Origin of the sequence: Thalassospira sp. (genome assembly GCF_030690045.1) — a bacterium.
Taxonomy (GTDB): Bacteria; Pseudomonadota; Alphaproteobacteria; order Rhodospirillales; family Thalassospiraceae; genus Thalassospira.
This window is the reverse complement of sequence record NZ_JAUYHK010000011.1, coordinates 50,581-66,926: the sequence shown is the minus strand read 5'-3', so window position 1 is coordinate 66,926 and position 16,346 is coordinate 50,581. Positions and strand designations below refer to the sequence as shown.

The window sequence follows — 16,346 nt, the reverse complement described above, 5'->3', positions numbered from 1 at the left end:
ATTGATTGAACGAGGTTCCCGAATGACCAGAATTGCCTGCATTGGCGAATGTATGATCGAAATTTCCGGCGCGTCACCCGGCGCATCACAAGGGTCCGGACACGGCCCGTTTGGCCCGTGCACTCTTGGCTATGCGGGCGATACGCTGAATGCAGCAATTTATATGGCACGCACCGCCCGGCTTTTGGGCAATGCCCCCCTTGATATTGCCTATGTCACCGCCCTTGGCGACGATTCCTATAGCGACGCCATGATCGCAGGCTGGCAACGCGACGGCCTGCATACCGGTCTGGTGCGCCGCCTGCCCGGTCAATTGCCCGGCCTTTATGCGATCCAGACCGACACACACGGCGAACGCAGCTTTCACTATTGGCGCAATAATGCCGCCGCCCGCAATCTGATCACCAATGGCGGCGATGCCGTATTGCGCGACGGGCTGGCGCAGTGTGATCTGGTTTATCTGTCGGGAATTTCGCTGGCAATCCTGCCTGCTGCGGATCGCGATACATTGTTTGGCATCTTGCAGGATGTCAAATCCGCCGGGGGCCGCATCGGCTTTGACAGCAATCATCGCCCGCGCCTGTGGAATGATGCGGATTCCGCCCGTGCCTGCTATCAGAAATTCGCGGCCCTGTGCGATAATGTCCTGCCGACCTTTGACGATGAACATGTGCTGTTTGGCGACCCGACCCCGCAAGATACGGCACGACGCTGGCAGGACTGGGGCGCATCTGAAATCATCGTCAAGAATGGTGGCGACGCCACCCTGTATCTTGACAGTTCAGGCGCAACCGGCACCCTCACCCCGCCCAAAGTTCCGCACATTGTCGATACCACATCGGCGGGCGATTCCTTTAACGGGTCCTTCCTTGCCGCCCGGCAATCGGGGCACCGCATTGATGATGCCATCATGATTGCACAAAAAGTCGCCGGTCGGGTCATCACCCGGCATGGTGCGCTGGTCGATATCAGTGACCTTGACCTTGCTGTTTAATAATCCAGCTTGAACTGAATCCCCGCCTTGGTATCGGCGGCACCGGTTTCGCTGGTGACCTTGATATTCGGGGTCAGTTCAATTTCCACCTCGACCCCGCTGGAACCCGGCGTGGTGCCCTGTTTGGTGCCAACATAAACCCCGTCGGCCAGATATTGCCCGACACGGACATTCGCGCCACTATCGCTGCCGCCCACCTGCAAGACATCAACACCGACAAATTTCCGGATCGATCCCACCACATCCAGACCCCCGCCGCCGCCCGACAATTCCGATGCCGCACTGGCAAGCTGCACCGCTTCAATCGCCGACAGACTGCCTTGCGATTTGCCAAACAGCACCCGCGACAGGATTTCATCCTGTGGCAAGGATGGCTCGGATGTCAGAACCAGTTCCGGGTCACTTGCCGGTCCCTTAAACGCCGCCGTCACGATCAGGTCATCGGTGCTGTAAACCCCGGCAATATCGAGCAACGGGTCGGGCGGTTGCGCCCCCGAAAAAGTGATGGTGGAATCCCGGATCACAAAGGTCTTGCCGATCACATCCAGTTGCCCGCGCAAGGCGCGCAATTCCCCGACAATAACCGGATCATCGGCCGCGCCGCTGATTGCCAGATTACCGCCCCATTCGGACTCAAGCCCCTTGCCGCGCACAAACAACCGCCCCGGAATCGATACCCGCACATCCAGCACACTGGCAAAGGCATTCGGGGCGTCCTTTGCATCTTCTGCTTCGGTCCCCTGTTGCAGATTATCGATCTCAAGCTGCGATACCGATGCCGGTAACGCGACATTCAAATCAATTTCACCACGCTGCAAGGTAATCTGCCCGGTAATATCGGCCCTGGTATCATCGCCCGTTACCGCCATATCCATATCGGTCCAGATTTTGACTTCATCCATCCGCGCCATCGCCGCATTGCGCATCGTCAGTTCCGCCTCATAAGACAGGGCCGGATCATCATCCAGCCGAACTGCGGCCTTGCCCGAAATCGTCCCCTTGCCGCCATCGGTCGCCGTGATCGACGGAATGATCAATCCGCGATCATCAAACCGACCATCCAGATTGATGGCGGCCAAAAGGGTGCCATATTGCAAATGTTCATACCGTCCGTCCTCAAGACGCAAAATACCGTTCCAGTCGGGTTGTGCCAATGTCCCCTGCGCTGAAAAATCAAGCAGGATGCGCCCCGACAAGGCATGATCGGGCAAAGGCACATAGGGCCAAAAATCCTCGATCTGACCATCAATATCGGCATCAAGGCTCAATGGCGCATCGCGCACCGGCGCAAATTCGCCGCGCAGGGCCGAAAAGGCCACCGGCAGGCTGCCTGATGCCGTCAAAACATCCAGATCAGGCCGCCCCAGCGACAATGCCGTTTCTACCCGCCCATTTGCCAATGTGCTGTTCAGCACCAGTTCCAACGGCGGCAAATTCCCGGCGGCATTGATGCGAATATCGGAAATCCGCCCCTCCATCCGGGCTTCGGCCATTTGCCCGGCCTGTTCCGATACATCACCATTCAGATCAAGATTGCCATCCATCCCCTTGATATCAAACATCTCTCCCCACGGACCAAGGGCCAGCCCGGCAATATCCAAAGATGCCGTAAATTGTTGCAACGGGCTATGGCGCAATTGCGCATCAATCTGCCCCGAACCAACGGCAAGGGCCAATGAGGCTTCCTGTGCCCCCTGTGCGGTCTGGCGAAACAGGGCCGGTTCACGCAATGCGATCTTTTGCGCCCCCACACCCGCATCAAACCGGTCCAGCCGCACCTGTATGTCATCCCCAAGGCCGACCACCGCCGCACTGTCAAGCCGCAGGGCAATATCATCCTGCACCTTGCCCGCCAATTGCGCCGTCACCACCAGTTCGGACAAGGCCCCGTCAAGGGTCACGCCAACCGTATCAATCCGAACCGGCGCAACAACAATCTCCGATCCGTTCAGACGCAGCGCCAGCGCAGGATTGTCAAAGGCATCGCGCACCTCGCCCGACAGGGCGATCTTTTCAATCCGGCCCGGCGTTTCGTCCCCTTCGGCCATCGCCAATCGCAATCCGGCGGCATCGGCGGCAAGTGTCACCGTCTGGCGGGTCTGGTCGGGGACAAAACCGATATCGCCCGTTATCGTCCCGGCCTCAAACGGCCCGCCCCATGCTGCCAGCATCCCGGCATCCAGATAATCCACCACGATGCGACCGCTTAAAGGTGCGCTGTAATCGGGCAGGGCAATGTCACCGCGGATGCCAATCCCCTCGCCCGTCAATCCAATCGCCGATACCCTCACCCCGTCATCGGGCAGCGAAACCGTGGCGCGTGCCGTATAAGGCTGATCGCGCAGGGTAAACCCGGCACGGTGATCAAGCCGCAAAACCCCGGCATCCGACCATGTCATATCCGTGGTCAGGCTGATGCGCCGGAAATCCTCGCCACTGACATCAAGGCGCGGCAGTGTCAGTTTGATTTGCCCCGCCGGGACCGCCATCGGCCCGGCGATGGCGGCATTCAATTGGGCGGGTTGCGATGCCGTCACCCCGATCCCCGGCGGGATGATGGATGGCGCAAGTTCCAGATTAATATTTGCCAACAAATCACTGAAATTATTTGAAATACTGACCGATCCACCCCCATCAACTGCCGCCAGACCAATGCGGTCAAAATCGATTTCCAGATCAAATTGCGGCGATATGTTTACCTGCCCGCCAATCACCGGCTGCGGTCCGATCACCCGGTCCAGATCGGCAAGACCAAAACCGGCCTCTTGCGCGGTAATCGCCAGTTTCGCCGCACCACCATCATCTGCGTTCCAGACAATATCCTCAATGCCGACCCGGCCCTGCCCGCTCAGATCAAGCCCGGAAATCGCCGAAAAAATTGCCAGATCGGTGGCATCGGCAACGATATTGCCCTGCGTCACATTGCCCGCATCATCAAGGGCGGCCTGCCCGGTTACGGTCATGCCCGGTGCGCTGATCATCACAGACGGAATTTGAATATCACCGCCATCGCCTGCCAGATCGATTTGCAGGGTGATGTTTTGATGATCGCCCAACATCGCACCCAAACCATCATCCTGCCATACATGGCCCGTCGTCGTGCCCCCGGCATCAATCATGAATCGCGCCCCAACCGCCTTCATCGTGGCGGCAAGGTCAAGCTGCGCAATTTCCGAAACCGGGGTACTCAGGTTTTGGGCGGTCAGGCTGGCGGTGACATCCGGGGCCGCCAACGGCCCGCTGGCCTGCGCCGACAGATTGGCGGCCTGCCACGCAACATTTCCGTCCAGCAACGCACTTGCCGCCGGATCAAGCATCGCATCAAGACGCGCATCTATGGTTTCGCGGTCAAAATCAATTCCGGCCTGCGCCGAAAGATTCAGCAACCCGGCCTTGATGATATCAAATTTAGATATCGCAAGTTGACTGTCGTCCATCCCATAGGACCCGGCAATCGCAAGATCGATATCCCCCTGAATTTCCGGCGGTACTTGCTGCGCCAGACGACCTCCGGTCGCCGCAATCCCGGTAAAATCAAACCCGATATCGGGGGCTGTGGCCTGCACGCCAAGCCGCCCGGACAGGCTTGCCAGATCGCTGGCGGTAAAATCAAGCTGCCCCTGCCATTGATCCGCCGGGCCATCGCCAATCAGGGAGATGGTAATATCGGGCGCATCTTCGGGTGCCATCCCGGCCAGTGTCATCACCACCCCGGCACGGTCAAGACGCCCGGCAAGATTGATGTTCAAATCGCGCCGGGCCGGGTCATAATCCATTTGCGCCGACACATGATCAATCCCGCCATCCAGCGGATCAAGTTCCAGCGCAAGCCGCGCCGATCCATCGGCCAAAGCCGCCCCGTTGGCCGCCAGGCGATAGGAAAATATCCTGCCATCGCCCGGATTGACGATGTGAATTTCCGGCAGATCAAGCTGCCCCAGCCGGATCGACAAGGGCAAGACAAACGGACCATCACTGCTTTCGTCTTCTACCGGTCCCGCTGCCGTCTGACCGGGCAAAACCACCGACAGGCGCGATGCGGCAATCCGGTCAATGCCCAATGTGCCACGCAACAAGGCCCCCGGCGACCAGATGAATTCAAAATTATCGACCTCGACATGCAACCCGGTCGCCGGGTCTTCCATCAACAGGCTGTCAATGTGCAAGCCGGTCCACAAATTGCCCTGCGGTCTGGCCATCACAAATGTCCCGCCCAGCGCGTCGGAAACCTGCTCATTGATCATCGGGGTCAGGGCCCGCAAAACCGGGCCGGTCCCGGCGGTAAAAACCACCGCCGCCAACAACACAATCAGGGCACCGGCACTTATCGCGCCACGGCGCAGCCATATCAGGACCCGGCGTTTGGCATTATCAGGCCGTTTTTGCATCAAAAGGCCTGCCCGATACTGATATAAAACTGGAAATCGTCATCAACATTATCGCGTTTGTCCAGCGGAACGGCGACATCAAACCGGATCGGACCCACCGCCGTATAATAACGAAACCCAAGGCCCGCCGACCATAACAAATCAAGATCATCGGGGTTGCTGCGATCAAACACATTGCCGCCTTCGATGAACGGCACCAGCCCGAAATCCTCGGTCACCCGCGCCCGAAATTCCAGCCCGGTCTCAATCACCGACCGGCCACCAATCGGATCACCATTGGCGTTGAGCGGTCCCAGTTTCTGATATTCATAACCGCGAACAGACCCGCCGCCCCCGGCATAAAACCGTTTATTGGCCGGCAAATCCGACCGGTTTTCGCCAAAGATCGACCCCACCCGCCCGCGCCCGGCCAAAACATAATACCCGTCTTCATCCAGTGCGAAATATTGCGACGCGCCAATCGATACCGATGTAAATTGCATGTCGGTTGCCGTCAGGCTGGTATAGGGCGAAACATTCAGTTCCAACCGGTTGCCACTTGTCGGGTCCAGCGGATTATCCGTGCTGTCGCGCCGTAAAATGCCGCGCAACCCGCCCAGATAAAATTGTTCATTCGGGGATTCGATCCCGGTCAGATCGGAATATTCCGCCGTCACCCCCACCGTTGCCGACCAATGTTCGGCAAAACTGCGTTCCACCCCGACAAAGGCATCGGCCAGATCGCCGTCATAGGCATCGGTGGAATATTGTTTGGCCGTGCTGGTCGCCACCAGCGCCTGTTTGCGGCGTAAAAATTGCGGTTTGCGAAATCCGGCCTCAAGCCCGTGTTCCTGCTGCGATCCGCGCAATGTCAGGCGCAATTTTTCGCCCTTGCCCCACAAGTTGCGATGTTCCCAATAGGCATTGGCCCCCGGCCCGTCGGCGGTTGAATAATCGATCCCGCCGCCCACCGTGCGGTGGTCGCGTTCCTCGACCTGGATTTCAACCGGGATCTCGCCATTGTCGCCAACCGGCCCGACTGGCTGGACGCTGACCGTGTTAAACAGGTTCGATTGCGTCAGATCACGGCGGGTTGCTGAAATTTCATCGGGCGAATAAGCCTGCCCGGGTCGCCAGCTTCGATATCCGGCGATAAATTCCGGATCGACTTCCGTCGCTCCCACAACATTCACCGCGCCAAAATTGGCCTTGTCATCGGTGATCACCTGATAGGTCACGCTCAGGGTTTTTTCTTCGGTATTGGCGATCACCTTGCGCTTTCCGGTACGGGCAAGCGGATAGGCATCGCGGTGCGTCTGATCGACCATCGCCTGTTCGGCCAAAATTACCGGGTCGGCCTCGGCCCGCATGCCAATGCGCAGGCCCGCCTTTTCCAGTTCGGCGTCACTCAAAGGCCGGGTTTCCGTGCCGTCCGGATGAATGGTTTCAAGCATCACATCGGCCAGAAGATAAGGCGCACCGGTGTCGATCTGATATTCCAGAATAACCGGTGCAAATGCGTCTTCCGGCTCCGATTCTGTTTCATTGACCGGACGAACGTCAAAACCGATCACCCCGTCATAAAATCCAAAGGACCGCAACACCGACTGAAACCGTTCGACATCATCCTCGGCCCGGCGATCCAGCCCGGCCAGCGTCGGGGTCGGCCTGTCACGCAGCCGCAAGGATGTGCTGATATCGCGCAAGGACGCCAGCAACCGTTCTTCGTGCGGATCAATGCCGGTAAAGGTCACGTCATAGGGAATGGTCTGTCCGATATCGCTGGCGACATCGTCATACCCCCCATTCCCGCCAATCACCGGCAATTCATCAACCCACGCACACCCGGCAACCATCGTACTGCCCAGCAACAGGGAAACAGAAAACACCCGTCGCGCAAAAATGCCGCCGATACGGGTTGTTTCATCCTGCACGTCCTCTGACCTCCTTGTTGTCTGATCGCCATGATACGTCATTTGGCGGCAATAATATCGCCCAAAGGCTGCTGCAATCATCACAGGAAAATGGCAACCATAAGACCATTATGATCTTTCTGTCGGCTTGCAAAAAACACAATAGCCCATGATGATAGCACCAAGGAAAAGAAATATATGCCACGACAAGGGACCGCAAACGCCATGACGCAATCGCACAATATCCCGGTGATCATCCGCAGCGCCACACAGGCCGATCTTGATGGTTTATGTGCGCTGGAACATGGCAGTTTTTCGTCCGACAAACTGTCGCGGGCCAGCTTTTCCCGCTTTCTGAAACAGGCATCGGCACGTCTTCTGGTCGCCGATGATGGCGATGCCGGAATTGTCGGCTATGGCCTGTTATTGCTGCGTGCCAACAGCCTGACAGCACGGATTTATTCGCTGGCAATCGCCAATCACCGGCGCGGCAAGGGTCTGGGCACGCAATTGCTGGCCGGGTTGGAAAGTCTGGCGCTGGAGGCAGGCTGCGATAAAATCCGCCTCGAAGTCCGCAAGGATAACGGATCGGCCCGTGGCCTTTATGAACGGCATGGTTATGGCGATATTGCCAATCTGCCCGATTATTACGAAGACGGTGCAGATGGCACGCGCATGGAACGCCGCCTGTTTGACGCCACCACACAGCTTTCCCCGGCGGTTTCAACCGGTGCGCCGCTGATTTTGGTGGATCGTACCGGCGATTTGCCCTTTTCCATTCCCGGCGCACGGGTGATGCGGGTGCGCGATTATCTGGCGCTGGATCACGGGGTGCGTAACCGGCGCGTCATCAATCTGTGCCAATCCTATGAATATCTGTCGCGTGGCTATTATTGCAGCCTTCTGGCCGCCGCACGCAGCGAACGGGTCATCCCCGAGGCGGATGTCCTTCTGGATCTGAACTGGAAACGCCTGCAAAAATCGGCGCGTAGCGATCTGGGACCGCAGATTGCCGATGCCCTGACCAAACCCGGCGATACGCCGGACCATATCGACGTATTTTTTGGCCGCACCGCCGACAAACGGTTTCGCGATATCGCGCAACGCGCCTTTGACCAGTTTCGCTGCCCGATCCTGCGCCTGCATCTGAACCCCAATGACAAACGTCCCTTGCGCGAAATCGAGGCCCCGTCGCTGCATCAGTTGGGCAACGACGAAATGCCGGTTTTTGAAAGTGCAATCCGGGCCTATTTGCGCGGCCGGGTCCGCAAACCCAGCAGCGGCAACGCCCCGACTGCCCTTGTCGCCATTCTGTATGATCCCGATGAAGTCATGCCCCCTTCTGACAGCGACGGCATCGCCTGTTTTGTACAGGCCACCGCCGATCTGGGGGCCAAGGCCGAACTGATTACGGCGCGTGATTTCCATCATTTATCCGAATTTGATGCGCTGCTGATCCGCGAAACCACCGCCCTTGATCATCACACCTATCGTTTTGCCAAACGGGCGCGCAAGGAAGGCATTCCGGTGATTGACGATCCGGAATCAATCCTGCGCTGCACCAACAAGGTCTATCTGGCCGAATTGCTGCGCACCCATCGCATCCCCGCCCCGCGCAGTGCGATTTTTGACAAACGCCGCATTGATGTGATTGGCAAACAATTCAGTTTCCCCTCGGTGCTCAAGGTGCCCGATGGTTGTTTTTCGCGTGGCGTGCGCAAGGTGACATCGCCCGAACATCTGCGCGATGTCGCCAGCGAAATGTTCAAAAATTCCGAATTGCTGGTCATTCAGGAATATGTCGAAACGACCTTTGACTGGCGCATCGGCGTTCTGGGCGGCGAACCGCTATTCGCCAGCCGTTATTTCATGGCACCGGGCCACTGGCAGATCGTCAAGCACGAGGATGATGGCAAAAACTATTCCGAAGGCACCTTTGAAACCGTCGCCATCGAAGACGCCCCCGCCGATATCCTTCATGCCGCCCTTGCCGCCGCCCGCCTGATGGGCAATGGCCTTTATGGCGTCGATGCCAAGGAAACGCCCTATGGCCCGATGGTGATCGAGGTCAATGACAACCCCAATATCGATGGTGGGGTCGAAGACGTTATTCTGGGCATGGATTTGTATCGCCGCATCATCGCCAATCTGCTCGGTCAGATCGCAAGACCATAGGCAAAGACGGCCATCAACTCCGACGGTGCAGGAAAATTGCCGCCTGCAATTTGTTGCGACCATACCGCACCATCAGATCAAATTCATGGCGCAGGATCGGCACCGACACACAATCGCTGCCGGTATAGGGTTCGTCATCCTCGCCGATATCGGGATCGGTGACATAGACATACCGTTCGTCAAATCCCGAAACCACAACCCAGTGCGGAATTTTATCGCCATAAATCCGGTACTGGCTGATCAGGATCAGCGCCATTTGCCCCTTGCTGGCCCGCGCCTCGAACTCACGCACGCCAAACGGGCCGCGCAAAACCGGGATGCCTGCTTTTTTGGCCTGCTCGGCGAAATCATCATGCACCAGTTCAACCACCTTGCGGTTGGCCGCCTTGCGCACGGTGTTAACAAATAACGGTCCGTCGCTACTGGTCCAGATTTCAACATCAAAACCGCGACGATATGCCGCAAGCCCCAACCCCAATGGCCCGCAGCCGCCATGCCCCGATGTCATGAAAATCGTGGTTGCTTCGCGCCACAGGGCAATTTCGCTGGTGCGATCCATATTGATCGACGGGTTCAGGGCATTCATCGCCATCATCAATGACGCCGGACCACAGGTGAATGGCAGGGTCTGATGATAAAAATGCAAGGGTGACGGCCGCACCAAAGATTGCGGCACCAGAACCTTTTCCATGCGCAAGGCCGGGCTGTGATCGTCGTAATAATCGGGATACAGCGCAAATTCGCCATAACCATTCTTGCGATACAACCCAATCGCAGGGGCATTGTCCGGGTTGACTTCCAGTCGCAGGATCGGTGCGCCAAAATCAAGCGTCCCTTCTTCGGCCCGCATCAACAAGGCCTGACCGATCCCCTGCCGCCGCCAGGCCGGGTCAACCGCCATCGAATATAACCGCGCCAATGCGGTATTGCGCCGGAAAATCACCAACGCATAGCCAACAACCCCGCCCTCGCCTTCCGCCACCCAGAAAAACGCCGTCGGGCTGTGCATAAACCGCCGCAGGGCGCGGCGCGATAATTGATCGGTGCGAAAGGAGTCTTCCTCAATTCGCACCAGCGCCCCAAGATCATTCTCATGCGCGGCGCGCAGTCTGGTCTTTGTCATCATTTCCATACGAACACAGAGCAAATCAGACCGGCATCATGTCATGCCGCTATCGGGCATAATACAGCAATCTGGCAACAATCGCCCCTATGCCACCGCGCCCCCGTCCGATTGCGCCACCAGTTCAGGGTCCAGTTCGGCCAGTGCGGCATAGTGCGACAGGAAAATACGGCCATTCAAATGATCGGGAAAGGATGATTTCTGCAACCGGTCCATCACCGGCCCCTTGACCTCGGACAGATGAAACCGCACCCCTGAATCCTTCAGGCGATGATTGATTTCTTCAAGGCTTTCAAGGCCGCTGGCGTCAATTTCATTCACCGCCGGACACATCAGGACCACATCCCTCACCTCGCGGTTTTGCGCAACCAGCGCATAAATCCGGTCTTCCAGAAACCGGCAATTGGCAAAATACAGACTTTCATCCAGCCGGATGCTCAAAACCCGTTTGCCGGTCGCCACCGGATGGCGCAACACATTGCGGAAATGTTCGCTGCCGGGCAACAATCCGACCACGGCAATATGCGGGCGGCTGGTGCGATGCAAATACAGCGCCAGCGACAACACCACCCCGCTGATCACCCCCGGCTCCACCCCGAAAATCAGGGTCACGACAATGGTGGTCAACAGGGCACTGAAATCACTGCGCGAATAGGCCCATGTCCGCTTGATAACCCCGATATCCACCAGCGACAATACCGCCACAATAATCGTTGCCGCCAAGGTCGCCTGTGGCAGAAAATACAGATACGGCGTCAGATACAATGTCGCCACCCCGATCCCGATGGCGGTAAACGCCCCCGCCGCCGGTGTCTGCGCCCCGGCATCATAATTGACGACCGACCGCGCAAAACCGCCCGTCACCGGATACCCGCCCGAAAACCCGGCCACAAGGTTCGAGGCACCCAGCGCCACCAGTTCCTGATCGGGCACAATACGTTGCCGCCGTTTGGCCGCCAAAGTCTGGGCGACCGAAACCGATTCCACAAATCCGATCATGCTGATCAGCAAGGCCGGCACGGCAAATTGCCCGATCAGGCCCAAATCAAACGATGGCAGGGACAGGCCCGGCAATCCTTGCGGAATATCGCCGACAATCCGCACCCCACCCGGTGCCAGATCCATCGCCCACACCGCAACAATTGACACAATCACCGCCAGAACCGGCCCGGCCTTGGTCAAAAACCCGGCAATGCCGTCCCCGATGCCAAGGCGTTTCAGGGTCGATTTCAACCGGCACCGCGCCCAGAACAAAAACGCCAGACACCCCGCCCCGATGATCATCGTCGGCACATGTACATTTCCAATCCCGCCAATCAGCGCCACAACGCTTTCCGGCAGGGTCTCCCCCGCAATCTCGATCCCCAAAATATGTTTTAACTGGCTGACCGCAATCAGGATGGCCGATGCCGTAATAAATCCGGAAATCACCGGATGGCTCAGGAAACTTGCCAGAAATCCCAGCCGGAAAATTCCCATCACCAGCAACATCACGCCCGACATCACCGCCAGCGTCACCGCCGCCGTGATCACCGATACCCCGTCCGGCAGGCTGGCCGCCCCGATGGTCGATGCCGTCATCAGGGATACCACCGCCACCGGCCCGACGGCCAGCACGCGCGATGTGCCAAACACCGCATAGGCCACCAATGGCAGGATACTGGCATAAAGACCGACTTCGGGGGGCAATCCCGCCAGCATGGCATAGGCCAGACTTTGCGGAATCAGCATCACCGTCACAATCACCGCCGCACTCAGATCGCTGAACGCATTGGCGCGGGAATATTCGCGGCCCCAGTCAAAAACGGGAAAAAAACGGCGCAACATCAACAACAGGAATACTCCGGGAAAATCGGGTCGCCCGCCGTTTTCAATGTTGCGCCATTAAAAAATGATCAGGCGCGACTTTGAATGCGCCCGGCCAGCGACGAAACGTCGTATCCGGCCTGGGCCGCCGTGGCGACAATGTCATGGACCGGCACTTTTCCTGCCGTGGCCAATGACCATAAAATCGCGCAGCGCGTGCCGCTGCGGCAATAGGCGAAAACCGGTTTGGCCGCATTTTCAAATGCGGTGGCAAAGGCATCGGCATCGGCATCCGACACATTGCCACTGGCCACCGGCAAAAACAGCGCGGTCAAACCGCACTCTTGGGCTTTGGCCCGGATGTCATCAAACGAAGGCTGACCGGGGTCTTCATTGTCGGGGCGGTTGCAAATAACGGTTTTGAAACCGGCCCCGGCAATGTCGGGCAAGGATTCCAGCGGAATCTGCGGCGATACGGTCAATTCGTCGGTCAGGCGTTTCATGGCATCCATCCGTTATACTGGTCTGTCGGCCCGCCATGACCACATTACAATGTGTTCAGCGGGATCTTCAGATAACGGATGCCATTATCTTCGGCCGGTGGCAACTCCCCGGCACGCATATTTACCTGAACCGATGGCAAAATCAGGCGCGGCATCTCCAGTGTCGCGTCCTTTGCCTGCCGCATGCGGACAAATTCTTCTTCACTGGTGCCGCCACCGATATGGATATTCTTGTCGCGTTCCTCGGCCACCGTGGTTTCCCAGCGATACTCGTCACGCCCCGGTGCCTTGTAATCATGACACATGAACATCCGGGTTTCGCCCGGCAATGCCAACAGTTTCTGCACCGACTGATACAGAACATGCGCATCCCCACCGGGGAAATCGCATCGCGCCGTGCCAAAATCGGGCATAAACAGGGTATCGCCGACAAACACCGCATCGCCAATCACATAAGACATACAGGCCGGGGTATGACCGGGCGTATGAATGGCACGCGCCGCAAGGCCGCCAATGGAAAACACATCCCCATCGACAAACAGGCGGTCAAATTGCCGCCCGTCGCGGGCAAATTCGGTTCCGGCATTAAAGATTTTGCCAAAAACATTTTGCACGATGCTGATATTCGCCCCGATCCCCATCTTGCCGCCGACCTTTTCCTTAAGATAAGGGGCGGCGGACAAATGATCGGCATGGACATGGGTTTCCAAAATCCATTCCACCGACAGGCCATGATCGCGGACAAAGGCAATCACGTCATCGGCGGACGAGGTGTCGGTGCGCCCCGATGCCGGATCGTAATCCAGAACCGAATCAACAATCGCACAGGCTGTTGATGCGGGATCACGCACCACATAACTGACGGTAAAGGTCGCCTCGTCGAAAAACGCGGTGACATCCGGCACGCCTGCCAAAGCCCTGTTTTCCGTCGCTGCCATTACAGACCGCCCCGCCCCTTGGAAACCGGGCAGGTCCGAATGCCCAGCAACCGGTATGCCGGGCAAAACCGGAATGCCGCCGTCATCACCAGAACCGCCCCGATCAGCAACGCAACCCAGCCATATCCGCCAAATGCGCCCATAAAGCCGGTATCGCCAGCAGCCACAAACGGGGCCGCGATCAGAACGATGCCAACGATAAAGCGAATGGCGCGATCAAGATTTCCGATATTGTTCATCGTCGTTTTCCTCAAAAAGAACAATTGAATAGGCCTGTTATATATCCATACATTATAATTTTCAAATATTATTTACCATAAATAAAATGTAATAATAAAACCGCCATAAACATCGCCCTATCTCACTGAAATACAGATGATTTCCGTTTGATCGGGCATCGCATGATTGCGATTGCCACTTTCCCGTGCTAGCCCTTGTTTTCTGATGAAAAAGAGGCAGACATGACCCTTCCCGACTGGCCGCACTGGCACGAAACCCACCCTGACGGCACTTTTTCCGGCTGGCTGCGCGCCTGTTGTGCGGATGACTGGCATGACGTCACCCATCATCCCTTTACCGATGCATGGGGCCAATCGGCCGTCCCGCTACGCAATCTGCAAGATTACCTGATACAGGATCACCGCTTTATCGACCGGTTCGTCGCCCTGCTGGCCGGGGCGGTGTCGCGCGCCCCCGCCCTTGCCGACCGCATTCCGGGCTGTCAGTTCCTGGCCCTCGTCACCGGGGCTGAAAACACCTATTTTGAACGGTCCTTCATTGCCCTTGGTGTGGCGGATCAGGACCGCCATGATCGGCCCGACTGGCCGGTAACCGCCGCCTTCAAGGATTTGATGCACGATGCCCTGCACAGCAACGACTACGCCAATATGCTGGCCGTTCTGACCGTGGCCGAGGGCACCTATCTGGGCTGGGCGGACCGGGTCAACAGGGCGATTGCAACCCGCCCTGCCGATTTCTGGTATGCCGAATGGATTGATCTGCATGTCGGCGATTATTTTGAAAGCGTCGTTAACTATCTGAACACGCAGCTTGACCACATTGGCCCGACATTGAACGCCGACGCCCGCGCCGTCTGCATGGCCTTTTTCCGCAACGCCGTTCTTCTGGAAAAACAGTTTTTCGACACGGCATGGCAGGGACCCGGCGCTTAAGCCGGGATCGCCTATCCGTTTTCGGCAAGTGCGCGGTGCGCGGCGCCGATCACCCGGTCGATATAAAGCCCGGCCTGCCCGGTATAGTTGGCCGGGTCACGCACTTCGTTCCAATCCACCGGCGCATCGGTCAGTTTGGGCAATTCATCAAACAGATTGCCGCCATGTGACGCCGATTGTATCAGGGCGGCCTTGACCAGACGATCAGCCTCATCGCGCCCGACATGATCCGACAGGGCAAATGTCGCCGCCTCGGCCAGCATCGCGCCTTCTGACAGTTCCAGATTGTCGCGCATTCGCCCGGCATTGACCCGCAAATCGGGCACCATGTCACAGGCCTGCGCCAACGCTGCCCCACACGCCATAATGATCTGCGGCAAGGCCAGCCATTCCAGCAACCACGCACTGCCACTGCGTTCATGTTCATGGATTTGCGCATGATACAGCGACGAAATCTGCGTCGCATTGAACCGGGCCAGTGTTACCAGCATTTCCGCCTGCACCGGGTTGGATTTGTGCGGCATGGTCGATGACCCGCCCCCCTTGCCCGGCTGCACTTCGGCGATTTCCGATTGCGCCAGCAACACCAGATCCTGCCCCATCTTGCCCAGCGCCCCGGTCAATGCCGTCAGTTTTGCGGCAAATTCCACAAGAATATCGCGCTGGCTGTGCCACGGCATTTCGGCAATTTCAAGTTCCAGTTCCCCGGCCAGATACCGTTCCACCGTTTCCGCCCTGGGGCCGAGCGACGCCAGCGTCCCCGCCGCCCCGCCAAACGACAGGCGAAACAGATCCTGTGACAAATCTTCCAGCCGCCCGTCAATCCGCACCAGCGGCGCCAGCCACCCGGCAACCTTCAACCCGAATGTCGTCGGCACCGCCTGTTGCGACCGGGTCCGGCCCGCCATTACGGTATCCCGATGCTCATCGGCCAGCTTGATCAAAGCCCGGATCAGTTTGCGGATACGGCGGCGCAAAATCCCCATCGCGTCGCGCAATCGCAAAACAAGGGCGGTATCAACCACATCCTGACTGGTCGCGCCAAAATGCACATGGCGGGCATCCGCACGCGGCAATTCGGCCTTTAACGCCTTGACCAATGCCGGCACCGGCACCCCGGCACTTGCCGTTCCCGCCGCCAGCGATTTGGGATCGGGATGAAAATCGCGGCAGGCATCGGCAATACGCCGCGCCGTATCCTGCGGAATCATCCCCGCCCGTGCCTGTGCCGATGCCAGGGCGGATTCCACCAGCAACATCGACGAAATCACGGCATCATCCGCAAATAATGCCGCAATTTCATCATCTGCAAAAAGGGCTCCCAACATCGGGGAGTCAAAGGGCGATATGGTCAT

General features: G+C 57.9%; 11 protein-coding genes. 3 read left to right on the top strand and 8 right to left on the bottom strand.

All coding sequences use genetic code 11. The features are described 5' to 3' along the window. The first annotated feature begins 22 nt into the window (after window positions 1-22). Entirely contained in the window at window positions 23-994 is a 972-nt protein-coding gene (locus Q8O73_RS06185; protein WP_305556482.1) for a sugar kinase, read from the top strand. On the opposite strand, the gene Q8O73_RS06180 is transcribed toward Q8O73_RS06185, so the two are convergent. Together Q8O73_RS06180 and Q8O73_RS06175 are read right to left on the bottom strand one after the other, a co-directional pair. Further along, window positions 991-5,382 carry a translocation/assembly module TamB domain-containing protein gene (locus tag Q8O73_RS06180; protein ID WP_305556480.1) on the bottom strand — a complete coding sequence of 1,464 codons (4,392 nt, stop codon included), beginning with the start codon at window positions 5,380-5,382 and terminating at the stop codon, window positions 991-993. The two genes, Q8O73_RS06185 and Q8O73_RS06180, sit on opposite strands and share 4 nt — an antisense overlap. Continuing rightward, window positions 5,382-7,295, bottom strand: coding sequence for an autotransporter assembly complex family protein (locus Q8O73_RS06175; RefSeq protein ID WP_305556478.1), 1,914 nt, complete (start codon window positions 7,293-7,295; stop codon window positions 5,382-5,384). Before Q8O73_RS06175 ends, Q8O73_RS06180 begins: the two co-directional genes overlap by 1 nt. A 177-nt stretch (window positions 7,296-7,472) precedes the next feature. Between Q8O73_RS06175 and Q8O73_RS06170 the strand changes: the two genes are divergently transcribed. Continuing rightward, complete coding sequence (locus Q8O73_RS06170) at window positions 7,473-9,449, top strand: GNAT family N-acetyltransferase (RefSeq protein ID WP_305556476.1); 1,977 nt, start codon at window positions 7,473-7,475, stop codon at window positions 9,447-9,449. A 13-nt stretch (window positions 9,450-9,462) separates the two neighbouring features. Here the strand turns inward: Q8O73_RS06170 and Q8O73_RS06165 are convergent, their stop codons facing one another. From Q8O73_RS06165 to Q8O73_RS06145, 5 genes are all read right to left on the bottom strand, one after another. Next, the gene (locus Q8O73_RS06165) at window positions 9,463-10,572 is read right to left on the bottom strand and encodes a GNAT family N-acetyltransferase/peptidase C39 family protein (protein WP_305556473.1); all 1,110 of its coding nucleotides are present in this window, start codon (window positions 10,570-10,572) and stop codon (window positions 9,463-9,465) included. 87 nt (window positions 10,573-10,659) lie between these two features. Beyond that, the gene (locus Q8O73_RS06160) at window positions 10,660-12,399 is read right to left on the bottom strand and encodes a SulP family inorganic anion transporter (RefSeq protein ID WP_305556470.1); all 1,740 of its coding nucleotides are present in this window, start codon (window positions 12,397-12,399) and stop codon (window positions 10,660-10,662) included. 68 nt (window positions 12,400-12,467) lie between these two features. Beyond that, the gene (locus tag Q8O73_RS06155) at window positions 12,468-12,881 is read right to left on the bottom strand and encodes a TIGR01244 family sulfur transferase (RefSeq protein WP_305556467.1); all 414 of its coding nucleotides are present in this window, start codon (window positions 12,879-12,881) and stop codon (window positions 12,468-12,470) included. Between the two features lie 44 nt (window positions 12,882-12,925). After that, window positions 12,926-13,819: an MBL fold metallo-hydrolase gene (locus Q8O73_RS06150; protein ID WP_305556465.1), complete on the bottom strand. Its 894-nt coding sequence runs from the start codon at window positions 13,817-13,819 to the stop codon at window positions 12,926-12,928. Next, window positions 13,819-14,058, bottom strand: coding sequence for a DUF2892 domain-containing protein (locus Q8O73_RS06145; protein WP_305556463.1), 240 nt, complete (start codon window positions 14,056-14,058; stop codon window positions 13,819-13,821). The genes Q8O73_RS06150 and Q8O73_RS06145 overlap by 1 nt, the downstream gene beginning before the upstream one ends. Before the next feature lie 222 nt (window positions 14,059-14,280). Between Q8O73_RS06145 and Q8O73_RS06140 the strand changes: the two genes are divergently transcribed. After that, on the top strand, window positions 14,281-14,991 hold the full coding sequence (locus tag Q8O73_RS06140) for a TenA family protein (protein WP_305556460.1): 711 nt from the start codon (window positions 14,281-14,283) through the stop codon (window positions 14,989-14,991). Between the two features lie 11 nt (window positions 14,992-15,002). Here the strand turns inward: Q8O73_RS06140 and Q8O73_RS06135 are convergent, their stop codons facing one another. Continuing rightward, the gene (locus Q8O73_RS06135) at window positions 15,003-16,346 is read right to left on the bottom strand and encodes a 3-carboxy-cis,cis-muconate cycloisomerase (RefSeq protein WP_305556458.1); all 1,344 of its coding nucleotides are present in this window, start codon (window positions 16,344-16,346) and stop codon (window positions 15,003-15,005) included.